The sequence below is a fragment of the Halomonas sp. ABH4_019 genome (assembly GCF_056159885.1).
The window spans coordinates 518452-531774 of the sequence record NZ_JBSWWC010000001.1 but is presented as its reverse complement, the minus strand read 5'-3'; the positions used below and the strand labels follow the sequence as shown (position 1 = coordinate 531774).

Genomic DNA, 13323 nt, shown 5'->3' with positions numbered 1-13323 from the left:
TCATGGGATAGGGGCTTCGCCATTGTCTCACCGTCCTGGCGGCCTGGCCGCGAAGGCGATCTCCTTCTGCAAGGCGATCACGCCGATGGTCAACAGGCAGAACATGGCCCCCGCATAGAAAGTGAAGGAGGGGCCTGCCCACGTCCACAGAAGGCCTGCAACCGCGCTCGCCATGAACAGGGCGCCGCCATTGACCAGGTTGAAGAAGCCGAATGCCGTACCGCGCAAGGCCCTGGGGGCGGCATCGGCGACCATGGTGGCCAGTAGCCCCTGTGTCATCCCCAGATGCAGCCCCCAGGTCATGGCACCCGCGAGGGTCCACAGCCAGTGGTCTCCGATGGCCAGGATCGCGTCGGCCATGGCCAAGACGACCAGGCCCATGATCAGCAATTGGCGGTGGTCCATGCGATCGGAGAGCTTGCCGAAGGGGTAGGCGGACAACGAATAGGCGAGGTTCATGACGACCAGGACCATGGGCAGCCAGGCGACGCCCAGGCCGCCGTCTTCCGCTCGCAGCAGCAGGAAGGCTTCGCTAAAACGCGCCAACGCAAACAGGGCGCCAATGGCCACGACCGTCCAATAGGCACGGCTCAGCCGCTTCAGGCTCGCGCGACTGATAGGGTTGGCCCGTCGTTCTTCAACCGGCTTTGCCGGCTCTCGAATGCCCACAATCAGCAGCACTACCGCCAGTGCCGCGGGAATGACCGCTACCCCAAATACGGCCTTGTAGTCATTTTCCCAAAGCAGCATCAAGCCGATGGCCAACAGTGGGCCGGTGAACGCGCCCACCGTATCCAGGGATTGGCGCAGGCCATAGGCGGCGCCGCGTAAATGGGGGGGCGCGAGATCGGCGACCAGTGCATCGCGCGGCGCGCCTCTGATCCCTTTTCCGACACGATCCGCAAACCGAGCCGCCAGAATCCATCCCAGGCCCGGCGCGAGGGCAAACACGGGCTTGGTAAGAGCGCCCAGCCCGTATCCGATGATGGCCAACCCCTTGCGTTTACCCAGGTAATCGCTCAGCGCGCCCGAGAATACCTTGATGATGGGCGCTGTCGCCTTGGCGGTGCCTTCGATCAGCCCGACCATGAGGGCACTGGCGCCAAGCACGGAGACCAGGTAGAGGGGTAAGAGGCTGTGAATGATTTCAGACGAAACATCCATCAAGAGACTGACGAATCCCAGGATCCAGATGCCCATGGGGAGCTGGCGCTTGGAGAGGGTGGTGGCCGTCACGTTTTTTCCTTAACGATGCGCCCTGGCACTGCCGTCGGGGGCTGCCCGAAACAGCGTGCCTTCCATGGTGGCGGAGGCGCAGAAAAGTGGCGCGACCCCGGCTTGTCACCGGGATGGCGTGCTTAGCGGAACCACTCGGGAAACTCGGCCTCGAGGGCCTGGCGTTTTTCCTGCTCCCGGGCCTGCTTGGCCTCGGCGGCCTCGGCCAGGGCGTCGGCGCGGTGGGGCGGGATGACGAAGAGACCGTCGTCGTCGCCCACCACCAGGTCGCCCGGCGTGATCGCGACGCCGTCGATGGCCACCGGGACGTTGATCTCGCCCTCCAGCTCCAGGGCCCGGGTGGTCAGGGGGCTGGTCGCGCGGGCGTAGGTGGGCAGGGGCAGCCGGGACAGGGCGTCCCGGTCGGTGATGGCGCCGTTGGTGACCACCCCGGCGAGCCCCTTGCGCAGCGCCGCGTAGGCCCGGAACTCGCCCCAGCAGGCGCGGCGCTCATCGCCGGACACGTCGATCACCAGCACGTCGCCGGGGCAGGCCAGCTTCAGCGCCTCGCGAATGATGCTGCCATCGACGTGGGGAATCTTCACCGTCAGGGCGGTGCCGAGCAGCCGCACGGGGCGCTGAAGCGGCGACAGCGAGACGATGGCGCCGAAGTCGGTGAAGTGCCCCAGGGTGGAGGTGGCGAGATCCCGATAGCGTTGCCGTTGTCGCTGCGTGACGGTGTCCTGGCGGGGGGCGATATGGAACATGGGCCTTCCTCATGCTTGCCGCGAGCTGTGATGACCCGCGCGGCGTTTCAGTAACGGTGGTAGCGCGTCCGATGCAGCAGGTAGACGAAGAAGGGCGCGCCGACGCCCGAGACGAAGATGCCGGCGGGCAGGTCCTTGGGCAGGAAGGCCACCCGGCCGAGCAGGTCGGCGTAGAGCACGATCAGGGCGCCGATCAGGGCGGCGGCGGGCACCAGCCGGGCGAAGCCGCGCCCCACCAGCCGCGACGCGATGTGCGGCGCGATCAGGCCGACGAAGCTGAGCCCGCCGGCGAAGGCCACGGCCGCCCCCGCCAGGGCCACGCTGCAGGCCATCAGCACCAGCCGGCTGTGCAGCACCTTCACGCCGAGCCCCTGGGCCACGTGATCGCCCAGCGCCAGGGCATCCATGTGCCGCGCTCGGGTCAGGCACAGCGGCACGGCCACCAGCAGCCAGGGCAGCATGCCCAGCACGTCCTGCCACTGGGCGGCGTAGAGGCTGCCGGTCAGCCACACGTAGGCGGTCATGGCGGCGGCATCGTCGCTGATCACGACCAGCAGGGTGGTGATGGCGCCCATCGCCGCGGAGAGGCCGATGCCGACCAGCACCATGCGCGAGGGCGTGATGCCGCGCCGCCAGGCCAGCAGGAACACCAACAGGGCCGTCAGCAGCGCGCCGGTAAGCGCGGCGGCCGGCAGCCAGTGGACGCTCAGTACGCCGCCGAACAGGGCCAGGAAGGCCACGGCGGCCAAGGCGCCGCCGCTGGTGATGCCGATCACGTCCGGCGAGGCCAGCGGGTTGCGCACGATGCCCTGGAGGATGGCGCCGGCCACCGCCAGTGCCGCGCCCACCAGCACGGCCAGCACGATGCGCGGCAGGCGCAGCTCCCAGACGATGAAGGCGATGTCGCTGTCCGCGGGGGCGGCGAGGGCGTGCAGCACCTTCCCGAACGGGGTGGGAAAGCTGCCGAGGGAGAGCGACAGGCCTATGCTTGCCACCAGCAGCAGCCCGAGCAGACTCGCGATGGCCAGGTCGCGCCATCGCCGGGTGTCGAGGCCGGCGGCGTCTGCGCCGGTCAGGGGCAGGGAGTGAGACATGGTCAGGCCGGTTTCCTGCGTGCCAGGTAGATGAAGAAGGGCGTGCCGATCAGCGCGGTCATCACCCCCACCGGGACATCCTGCGGCGCCATCAAGAAGCGCGAGGCCACGTCGGCCAGCAGCAGCAGGCTGGCGCCCAGCAGGGCGCAGGCCGGCAGCAGCCAGCGGTGGTCGACGCCGAAGAGCCCCCGCGCCATGTGGGGCACGATCAGTCCGACGAAGCCGATCATGCCGGCCAGCGCCACCGAGCCGCCGGCCAGCAGGATCACCGCCAGGCCGAGCAGCAGCTTGATGGTGCCGGCGCGCATGCCGAGCCCCTTGACCATGTCGTCGCCCAGCAGCAGCGCATTGGCGTGGCGCACGAGCAGGGCGCACAGCAGCAGGGCGCCGCCGAACAGCGGCAGCAGCGGCACCACCAGCGACAGCTCGCGCCCGGACACCGAGCCGGCCAGCCAGTAGAGCACGCTCTCGAAGCTCTGCCGGTCGATGATCAGCAGGCCCTGGCTGAAGGAGACGAACATGGCGGTGATGGCCACGCCCGCCAGCACCACCCGCAGCGGCGACAGCTCGCCATGGCGGCCACGGCTCAGCGCGACCACCAGGCAGGCCGCGACCAGGGCCCCCAGCAGCGCCGCCCAGACGTATTGGGCCGGTGCATGAAGGGGCAGCAGCGAGACCGCGATCACCACGAAGAACATGGCCCCTGCGTTGATGCCGAGCAGGCCCGGCGAGGCCAGGGGGTTGCGGGTCATGGTTTGCATCAGGGCGCCGGCGATGGCCAGGCTGGCGCCGACCAGGGCGGCGATCACCGCCCGGGGCAGGCGCTCGGTGGCAATGATGATGTGCGCGACCCGGGCGGGGTCGTAGTGCAGCAGCGCCTGGACGAAGGTCGGCGCGGCGATCTCGGTGGTGCCCAGCATGACGCTGGCCGCGAAGGCCGCGGCGGTCAGCGCCAGGCCCAGCAGCAGGCCCAGACTCCGGGTGATACCACGGTTCAGCATGCCGCGCCCCCCGCGTCATGGGGCCGGGCCCCGGTCCCGGCGGAGCAGCCGGCCGCTGCGCTCGATTCGCCCGCCCCGGCCGCGCCAGGCGCCTCGTCCTCGACGGGATCCTCCAGCCCGTAGTGGCGGTAGAGGTCGTCCAGCATGGCATTGGCGGCCAGGATGCCGCCGCCCATTATCCAGTTCACCGCATCCACCTCGAAGACCCGCTCGGCCTCGACGGCGTCCAGCCGCTGCCACAGGGGGTGTGAGCGCCAGTGGCGGTAGTTGCGGGCGATGGCCGGGTCGGGCTCGAGCAGCACGAAGATCACGTCGGCGTTGAGCACCGGGATGTTCTCCTCGCTGGTCAGCTTCATGCCCCAGCCCTGGTCCTGCACGGCATCCGGCTGTTCGAAGCCCAGCTCATCGAGGATCGAGCCGGCGAAGCCGGTGGAGTAGAGCCGCACGTGGTCGCTCTTGAAGCGCACCACGGCGGCCTTCTGGGGCCAGGCGTCGCCCAGGGTCGCAGCGATGCGTCGGCGAAAGTCCGCCACCCGGGCGTCCCAGGCGCGCAGCAGCTCCCCGGCGCGGGCCTCGCGGCCGGTGGCCTCGGCCAGCAGCGCCAGGCTGGCCTTGAAGTCGAAGACGGTGTCGGTGGCCACCGTGGGGGCGATCTGCGTCAGCAGCGGTCGGACCCGCTCGTGGCGAAAGCGCGTGGCCACGATCAGGTCCGGGTCCAGCCAGGCGATCTTCTCCAGGTTGGGCTGGGTCTCCAGGCCGACGTGTTCGACGCCGGCCAGGTCGTCGCGCAGGTAGCGGTACATGGGCTTCTCCAGCCAGGCCTCGACGACGCCCACCGGGGTGATGCCCAGCGCCACCGCGCTGTCCGTCGCGCCCTGGTAGAGGGTGACGATGCGCTGCGGGGTGGCGGGAATCTGCGTGTCGCCGAAGGCATGGTCGACGCGATGGCCACCGTCGGCAGCGGTGGCTCCCAGCGGTAGCAGGGCCGCCAGCAGTGCGGCCGGCCATCGGCGTCGGGCTCGAGCGTGGGGGGTCATTGCGGCCTCCTGGCGGGTGCGGTCGGCAGGTCGTGTCCGGATGCCCGGGCCGGGGCCGTCACGGTCCGCCCCAGTCGCCAGGCCAGCGGCAGGCACAGCGCGGCGATCGCCGCCAGGGCCAGGAAGGCGTGGTGGAGGGCATCGGCGCTCGCCTCGGTGTAGGGCATGCCCCGTTGCAGGGCGGCCTGCACGGCGGTGTCGTAGTAGAGGGAAAGCGCGACGAGGCCGAGGGACGAGACCAGCCGGCGAGCCATGTTGTTCATCGCCGAGGCCTGGGCGACGCTGTGCTCGGGCAGGTCCTTCATGCCCACGGTGGTGGAAGGCAGGTAGGCGCCGCCCAGGCCGAGGCCGCGCAGGCCCATCCAGGCCGAGATGACCCACACCGGGGTGGCCTCGCTCAGGGTGGCGAGGCCGATCAGGCTGGCCAGGGTGAGCAGCAGGCCGGCGCCGATGCACCACTGGGGCGGGTAGCGGTCGATCAGGCGTCCCGCCACCGGTGAGCAGCCGGAGGCGGCCAGCGCGGTGGCGAGGAATACCAGCCCGGTGGTCAGCGGGCCGAAGCCCAGCGTGGCCTGCATCCACAGCGGCACCAGCAGGATGCAGCCGAACAGGATGATCGACTGCAGGCAGGCCAGCACGACGCTGAGCCGATAGCCGCCATGGGCGAACAGCGACAGGTCGAGCAGCGGCGACTCGGAGCGCCGCGCGAGGCGCACGAACAGCGCAAGTGCCAGCAGGCCGGCCGCCAGCGGCGCCAGCACCCGGGCCTGCCCCAGGTCGGCCAGGGTGTCCACCCGGCTCAGCGAGAACAGCACCGCGCCCATGCCCAGGGTGATGGCGACGAAGCCGGGCAGGTCGAAGCGACGCCGACGGTTGGCGGCCTCGGCGGGAAGATAGCGATAGCCGCACACGAGCCCCAGCAGCGCGAAGGGCATGTTCATCACGAACAGCGCCCGCCAGTGGCTGATCTCGAGCAGCAGCCCGCCGACGCTCGGGCCGATGGCCGGGGCGATCATCACCGCGAAGCCCCAGATGCCGCTGGCCCGACCGCGCTGATCGGTGGGGTAGGCGGAGAAGATCAGCGACAGCGACAGGGGAATCATCAGTCCCGCCGCCACGCCCTGCAGGCCGCGGGCGAGGATGATGCCGGCCAGGCTCTGGGCCAGGGCGCCGAGCGCGGAGCCGGCCAGGAACCCCCACAGGCCCAGCAGGTAGATGCGCCGGCGGCCGAAGCGGTCGGCCAGGTAGCCGGTCAGCGGCATGGTCATGCCCATGGCGATCATGAACAGCGTCACCACCCAGCTGACCTCGCTGGCGCGGGCCTCGAAGGTGGCCATCAGCTCGGCCACGGCCAGGTTCAGGGCGCTGTTGTTGAGGCTGACGGTAAAGGTACCCAGCAGCACGCTGATCAATACCCTTCCGCCATGCGTGGAAGCACTCGGCATGAACTCTCACTCGGCGGGGCAGGCGATGCTGCCGGGGGCAACGGCCCTGCACGGGGCGTCGTGGGGGCAAGATAGTGCCATGTCGAAGGCTTAGATGCAAAACATTATCAATTGCGCCGGGCGGGAGCATCGCAGCCATATCCTGCGGGCCGCGGGCAAGGCCATGGCCCCGGCGCCCTCAGTGGGCCCCAGGGGCGTCCACCTCGGCGTCGTGCTGCCATCTGTCGATCAACCACTGCTTGACCCGCTCGGCGCGCGGCGTCGGTTCCGGCGAAAGCCGGTGCACCAGATACAGGTGTCGTCGCGCGGGCAAGGAGGCAACGAACGGTTGGACGAGGCGACCCGAGGCCAGGGGTTGGCGGCCGAGCATGCCGTCGACCAGGGCGACGCCCAGGCTCCGTTCGGCGGCCTGCAGGGCCAGCACGGACAGGTCGCAATGCAGGTGCCCCAGGCGCTGGGCCGACAGCTCGTGGACGTGGCTCATGCGATTCCAGTCCTGATGCAGGCTATCGTGGATCAGGGTGGTGCCATCGAGCTTGCCCTCCTTCAGCCCGGGGAAGGCCTCGAGGTAGCGTCGGCTGCAGACGGGAAACACCTCGAGCGTCGCCAACCGGGTGCAGTCCAGCGTGTCATCGGGGCGGGTCAGGTAGCGCAATGCCAGGTCGCTGCCGCTCTCCTGCAGTTCATGCAGCAGAGAGGACGCATAGACATGCAGCTCGATATCGGGAAAGCGCTCCCGCAGCGTCGGCAGCAAGGGGCCGAGATAGAACGATGCCAGGCCGGGAGGCACCGCCAGTCCGACGACGCGGGCGCGGTCGATTTGCTGGATGCCCTGGCTGACGCCCACCAGCTCCTCCATGAGCGGGACGACCCGGTGGTAGTAGGCGTTGCCCGCTTCGGTCAGGGCGATAGATCGAGCGCGTCGTCGGAACAGCGAGAATCCCAGCCAATGTTCCAGGAGCTTGACCTGCTGGCTCACGGCGCCGGCCGTCACGGCCATTTCCGCGGCGGCCTGCTTGAAGCTGAGATGGCGGGCGGCCAGGCAGAAACACTGGATCGCCTTCAGGGGTGGCTGGCTCATGACATGGATTTTCTCATTCATGTGGCCAAGATTTCTAGCTTGTTAAGCGGCTCGGGCTCTCCGAAGATGGCGCTTCTCGTTCACCATCCTCGTTCGCCAACCCCGGAGGAGCGCCATGTCCATCTCCCGCCTGCCAGCCGCCAGCCTGTGGCTGATCGTCAGTGGCTGTCTGCTGCTGATGCTGTCCTTCGGCCTGCGCTCGAGCTTCGGCCTGTTCGTGCAGCCGATCCAGGACGTCAACGGCTGGGGCCGCGACGTCATCGGGCTGGCCCTGGCGATCCAGAATCTCGCCTGGGGGGTGATCGCGGTGCTGGCGGGCGGACTGGCCGACCGCTTCGGCAACGTCAAGGTGCTGGTCGCCGGCGCCGCGCTGTATGCCCTGGGGCTCTGGGTGACCGCCGATGTGGCGTCGGTCTGGGCACTGAACGGTGGCGCCGGCTTCCTGGTCGGGGCGGGGGTGGCGGGTACTGCCTTCGGCATTGTCCTGCCGGCGATGGCGCGGGCCGTGGCGCCTTCCCAGCGACAGACGGTGCTGGGCGTGGGCACGGCCGCGGGTTCCATGGGCCAGTTCCTGCTGGTGCCGGTGATCCAGCGGCTGATCGATGGCCTCGGCTGGAGTGGCGCCTTGCACGTGATGGCCTTGATGGCGCTGGGCATGGCGGTTCTGGCCATGCCGCTGGCGGCCCGTCGGGGAGCCGGGAGCCCGCAGCCGGGGGCCCCTCAGGCCGAGCAACGTCTTCGCGAGACCCTGAGCCTGGCGCGTGGCCATGCCTCCTATTGGCTGTTGACGATGGGATTCTTCGTCTGCGGCTTTCATATCGGCTTCATCACGGTGCACTTGCCGCCCTTCCTCGCCGATGCCGGCTTCGACCCGACCGTCGCCGCCTGGTCGATCAGCCTGATCGGCCTCTGCAACGTGGTCGGCGCACTATTGTCGGGGACCTGTTCCGGACGTTTCTCCATGCGTGCGGTGCTGATCGTGATCTATGGCGGACGCGCCGTCGCCACCACGCTGTTCCTGTTACTGCCGTTGAGCCTGCCCTCGGTGCTGGGGTTCAGCGCCGTCATGGGACTGCTGTGGCTGGCCACCGTCCCGCCGACCACGGGGCTGGTCGCGGCGATGTTCGGCACTCGCTACATGGCGACCCTGTACGGGGTGGTCTTCCTGGGGCACCAGCTCGGCAGCTTCAGCGGCGTCTGGCTGGGCGGCTGGCTCTTCGAGACGACGGGCAGCTACGACAGCCTGTGGTGGACGGCCGTCGCCCTGAGCCTGGTCGCCGTGGCACTGCACTGGCCGATCAGTGAGCGTCCTGCCCTGGATAAGGGGCGGCCGGCATCGGCATAGGCACCGCGTGACCGCCTGGGCCGGTCGTCGACAGAAGCGTGAAGAAACGAAAAACGGCGCCCCGGGGCGCCGTTCGTCGGTCCAGCTCGATCTGACGGATTGGATCAGAAGTCGAGCTGATAGCTCAGGGTGAGGGTGCGGCCGCGGCCCTTGAAGTACAGGTCGTCTTCCAGCGCGGACGACTGGGGGAACGACTGCGAGTAGTAGGTGAAGTAGTCCTCGTCGGTGAGGTTCTCCACGCCCAGGCTGGCGCGACCCACCGGCAGGCGATAGGCCAGGGAGGCATCGAACAGGCCATAGCCGTCGAACTCGATCGCCGGGTCGTCGAAGCTGCGGTCGAAGTAGCGGCTGTACTGCAGGTGGGTGGAGAGCTTGTCGTTCCAGGCCGCGCTCCAGGCCAGCTTGAGGGTGTCCGGGGCGATGTCGCGGCCGGTCAGCTTGGTGTCCACGCTGCCGTCGCCATCGGAGTCGGACTCGCCCTCGGCGTGGGTATAGGTGAGGCGCAGCTGGTGGGCATCGCTCACCCGGGCCTCGCCGGTGACCTCGAAGCCCTGGATCTCGGTCTTCTCGCGCTGGACCCGGTAGTTGCCCTGGGCATCGGGCCGGATGCGCTGGCCGAGGTCGGAGTTGGACTCGTAGTAGCTGAGCTCGAGGCCGTAGCGGTCCCAGTCGAAGCGGGCACCGATCTCGCGGTTGTCGGTAACGATGGGCGAGAGGTCGATCAGGGTGTCGACGTCCTGGCCGGGGGTGCTGACGCCGCGCAGCACCCGGCCCACGTCGGGCATGCCGAAGCCCTCGGAGTAGTTGGCGTAGAGCTGGGCCCAGTCGGTGGCCTGGTAGACGATGCCGGCGTTGAACAGCGTCTCGTCGAAGTCCGGGTTGCCGCCGTCCACCGCGACCAGGTCGTTCTCGACGCTGGTGCTGCGGTCCACGGTCGAGTAGTCGTCCACGTTGAGCTTGGCATGCTCCTGGCGGACCCCGGCGTGCAGGCTCAGGGCGTCGGTCAGGTCATAGTCGCCCTGCAGGAAGGCCGCGACATTGCGGAACTGGCTCTCCGGCACATAGCTGCGGCCGGTCTTCACCAGCACCTGCTGGGTCTCGTCCTGCAACAGGTCGAGGCCGGTGGTCAGGGTCAGGCGGTCGTTCAGCAGGCCGTCCCGGGAGAGGGTGAACTTGGCGCCGACCTTGTCGGACTCGTTGCGGGTGTGGTCGAACAGGGTGTTGCCGGCGTCGTCCTGGTAGGGGAAGGAACCGAGGCCGGTGGCGCCGAACTGGGCGCGGAAACGCTGGGTATAGAGCTGTGCATCCAGCTCGTTGCCGTACCAGTCGCCGTGGGAGTAGGACAGCCGGGCGGTGGTGGCCTCGTTGTAGCCGGGGTCGCTGGCCGGGGTGCCCTTGCGCGCCGTGGTGGCGATGCCCTCGGAGCGATCCCCGGATACCGGCACGTAGTCGTCGTCGACCTCGAGATCGAAATGGTTCAGCGACAGTTCGAGGTTCTGATCCTGGTCGATCCAGTAGCCCACCTTGGCGAACAGATCATAGCTCTCGGAGTTCTGGATCTCGCCATGGTAGGCCATGCCGACGATCTCGTCGTTGCCGTCGTAATAGATGCCGCGCTCCTGGCGGCTGGCGGCCACCACGTAGTCCCAGTCGCCGTCCTGGCCGCTCAGGCGGTAGTCCAGCTTGTGGCCGAAGCCCTCCGACTCGAAGTCGTCGTCGCTGGTCAGGCTGATGCCGGCATGCTGGCGGACGCCGGCGCCGTCCGGCTTCTTGGTGACGTAGTTGATGATGCCGCCGGTGGCACCCAGGCCGTGCTCGGCGCTGGCGCCGTGGATCACCTCGATGCGCTCGACCATGGACAGGTCGATGGTGTAGCTGTCGCGCCCGCCATCACGCAGCGGGTTGGACTGGGGCACGCCGTCGATCATGAACAGCACCGAGCGGCCGCGGAAGGTCTCGCCGGTGTTGTTGAGCTTCTGGCGGCTGGGCGAGTAGGAGGGGATCAGGTTGCTGAGGACCTGGCTCGGATCCTGGGTGATCGCCAGCTGCTGCTCGATCTGCTCGCGGGTGATGATGGTGGTCTTCTGCGGCGTCTGGCCTTCGCTGCTGCGATTGCGGGTGGCGGTAATCACCAGCGGGTTCAGCTCGTTGCCGCCGGTGGCCGCCTGGGTGGACTCGGCCGTGGTGGTGGCCTGGGCGAGGGCGGTGGCGGGCAGGGCGGAGCAGATCGCCAGGGGCAGCAGGCGCAGCCGCGCGTGGCGAGGGCGTTGTGGCATTGACATGGTAGGAAGATCCCTTGTTCGATTCGATGTATAAGGAAACACTGCACAAATGCCTGCGCGGTCGAATCGCTGCGTCACGCGCTGCTCGCAAGCCTCACCTATACCCCATAGGCTCCGGTTGCTGCGCTGCGGGCGCCTTGCGCTTCATCCGCTCGCCGATTCGTTCAGCGCTTCCCAAGCTTTTTCTTGTTAGTGGCCGGTAGGGCCGTCAAAAATCGCGAGACGAACGATAACGTTTTTCATTTGCTCCTGCAATCGGGCTGCATAAACACGCCGTTTGGCCGCGGTGCGGGCGCGCAGCGCATTGACGCCGGGGCCCAGGGCCGGACAATGCCCCTCGCCCCCTCACTCCGGACAAGGATGCTTCGTGGAACTGCTGCGCGTCGTCTTTCGCCACTATCGCTGGCCCTTCCTCGGCGTCATGCTGCTCAGCCTGGCCAGCGCCGGGCTCGGCATCGGCGCCATCGCCTTCATCAACCGGCGGCTGATCGAGACGGTCGGCGACCCGACGGGGGTGCTGCCGGCCTTCCTGGGCGTGATCGCCGCCCTGCTGGTGGTGACCCTGGCCTCCCAGCTGGCGCTGACCGCCCTGGGACATCATTTCGTCTACGGCCTGCGCGGTCGCCTGGTCAAGCAGATCCTGGACACCGAGGTGGAGCGTCTCGAACGGCTCGGCAGCGCCGAGCTGCTGGCCAGCCTGTCGAGTGACGTGCGCAACATCACCATCGCCTTCGTGCGGCTGCCCGAACTGGTGCAGGGGGTGATCCTGACCCTCGGCTCGGCGCTGTACCTGGGTTGGCTGTCGCCCGGGCTGCTGGCGGTGACGGCCCTGTGGCTGGTGGTCACCATCGCCGGCGGCTCCTGGCTGGTGGCGCGGGTCTACCGGCACCTGGCCCGGGTGCGCGACAGCGAGGATCGCCTCTATCGCGACTACGAGGCGGTCATCCACGGCCGCAAGGAGCTGGCGCTCAACCGCGGGCGGGCGCGGCGCCTCTACCGGGAGCGCTACGAGCCGGATGCCCGCGACTACCGCGAGCAGATCATCCGCGCCGACACCTACCACCTGAGCGCCGTCAACTGGTCCAACATCATGATGCTCGGGGCCATCGGCGTGGTGTTCTACCTGGCCAACGGGCTGGGCTGGGCGAGTACCTCGGTGGCGGCCACCTACTCGCTGACGCTGCTGTTCCTGCGCACGCCGCTGATCCAGGCGGTGGGGGCCCTGCCGACGCTGCTGAGCGCCCAGGTGGCCTTCGACAAGATCGCCGCGCTGGCGCTGGCCGAGCCGCAGACGGACTTCGCGGTGGCCGAGGCCCCGGCGGGGGACTGGCAGACCCTGAGCCTGCGCGGCGTGAGCTTCGCCTATGCCGGCAGCGACGGGGCGCCGGGCTTCCGGGTCGGCCCCCTGGACTTGACCCTGCGTCGCGGCGAGCTGGTGTTCCTGATCGGCGGCAACGGCAGCGGCAAGTCGACCCTGGCCAAGCTGCTGACCGGCCTGTACCGCCCCGAGGCGGGGGAGCTGCAGTTGGACGGCGAACCGATGCACGAGGCCAACCGGGGGGCGTATCGCCAGCGGTTCTCCGCGGTGTTCACCGACTTCCACCAGTTCACGGACCTGGTCGGCCCCGAGGGCGCGACGCCCGATCCGGCGCTGGTCGAGGGCTGGCTCGAACATCTGGCGATGCGCGACAAGCTGGCGTTCGAGGGCCAGCGCGTGACCAATCCGGAGCTCTCCCAGGGGCAGCGCAAGCGGCTGGCGCTGCTGATGGCCGTCGCCGAACAGCGCGACCTGCTGCTGCTCGACGAGTGGGCCGCCGACCAGGACCCGCAGTTCCGACGCGTCTTCTACCATGAGCTGCTGCCGCGGTTGCGGGACATGGGCAAGACCGTGCTGGCCATCAGCCACGACGATCACTACTTCGACCGTGCCGACCGTTTGCTGGAAATGCGCGGTGGACGGCTGAGCGAGCTGACGGGGCATCAACGGGAGCGGGTCAGCCGGGATGCCGTGGCACGGCTGGACGAAGCGACGCCCTGAGGATGATGAAGGGGGAGC

General features: G+C 68.9%; 10 protein-coding genes. 2 read left to right on the top strand and 8 right to left on the bottom strand.

Going from position 1 to position 13323, the window contains the following annotated elements; all coding sequences use genetic code 11:
• Positions 1-27: 27 nt before the first annotated feature.
• The 7 genes from ACXAFN_RS02440 to ACXAFN_RS02410 all read right to left on the bottom strand — a co-directional run bounded on the left by ACXAFN_RS02440 (position 28) and on the right by ACXAFN_RS02410 (position 7640).
• Positions 28-1236: an MFS transporter gene (locus tag ACXAFN_RS02440; RefSeq protein ID WP_474985868.1), complete on the bottom strand. Its 1209-nt coding sequence runs from the start codon at positions 1234-1236 to the stop codon at positions 28-30.
• Positions 1237-1358: 122 nt separating this feature from the next.
• Positions 1359-1982, bottom strand: a complete 624-nt coding sequence (locus tag ACXAFN_RS02435; protein WP_474985866.1) for an RraA family protein — start codon at positions 1980-1982, stop codon at positions 1359-1361.
• Between the two features lie 47 nt (positions 1983-2029).
• Positions 2030-3076 carry a FecCD family ABC transporter permease gene (locus ACXAFN_RS02430; RefSeq protein ID WP_474985865.1) on the bottom strand — a complete coding sequence of 349 codons (1047 nt, stop codon included), beginning with the start codon at positions 3074-3076 and terminating at the stop codon, positions 2030-2032.
• A gap of 2 nt (positions 3077-3078) precedes the next feature.
• Positions 3079-4077 (bottom strand): FecCD family ABC transporter permease, encoded by a 999-nt coding sequence (locus ACXAFN_RS02425; RefSeq protein ID WP_474985863.1) that lies wholly within the window; start codon positions 4075-4077, stop codon positions 3079-3081.
• Positions 4071-5114 carry an ABC transporter substrate-binding protein gene (locus ACXAFN_RS02420; RefSeq protein WP_474985861.1) on the bottom strand — a complete coding sequence of 348 codons (1044 nt, stop codon included), beginning with the start codon at positions 5112-5114 and terminating at the stop codon, positions 4071-4073. The genes ACXAFN_RS02425 and ACXAFN_RS02420 overlap by 7 nt, the downstream gene beginning before the upstream one ends.
• Positions 5111-6559, bottom strand: a complete 1449-nt coding sequence (locus ACXAFN_RS02415; protein WP_474985859.1) for a DHA2 family efflux MFS transporter permease subunit — start codon at positions 6557-6559, stop codon at positions 5111-5113. Before ACXAFN_RS02415 ends, ACXAFN_RS02420 begins: the two co-directional genes overlap by 4 nt.
• A gap of 178 nt (positions 6560-6737) precedes the next feature.
• Complete coding sequence (locus ACXAFN_RS02410; protein ID WP_474985858.1) at positions 6738-7640, bottom strand: LysR substrate-binding domain-containing protein; 903 nt, start codon at positions 7638-7640, stop codon at positions 6738-6740.
• A 115-nt stretch (positions 7641-7755) separates the two neighbouring features.
• Between ACXAFN_RS02410 and ACXAFN_RS02405 the strand changes: the two genes are divergently transcribed.
• The gene (locus ACXAFN_RS02405) at positions 7756-8985 is read left to right on the top strand and encodes an MFS transporter (RefSeq protein WP_474985856.1); all 1230 of its coding nucleotides are present in this window, start codon (positions 7756-7758) and stop codon (positions 8983-8985) included.
• A 104-nt stretch (positions 8986-9089) separates the two neighbouring features.
• Here the strand turns inward: ACXAFN_RS02405 and ACXAFN_RS02400 are convergent, their stop codons facing one another.
• The gene (locus ACXAFN_RS02400; protein ID WP_474985855.1) at positions 9090-11267 is read right to left on the bottom strand and encodes a TonB-dependent receptor; all 2178 of its coding nucleotides are present in this window, start codon (positions 11265-11267) and stop codon (positions 9090-9092) included.
• 367 nt (positions 11268-11634) lie between these two features.
• Here ACXAFN_RS02400 and ACXAFN_RS02395 point away from each other — a divergent pair, with 367 nt between their 5' ends.
• Positions 11635-13305 (top strand): multidrug ABC transporter permease/ATP-binding protein, encoded by a 1671-nt coding sequence (locus ACXAFN_RS02395; RefSeq protein ID WP_474985853.1) that lies wholly within the window; start codon positions 11635-11637, stop codon positions 13303-13305.
• Positions 13306-13323 lie beyond the last annotated feature (18 nt).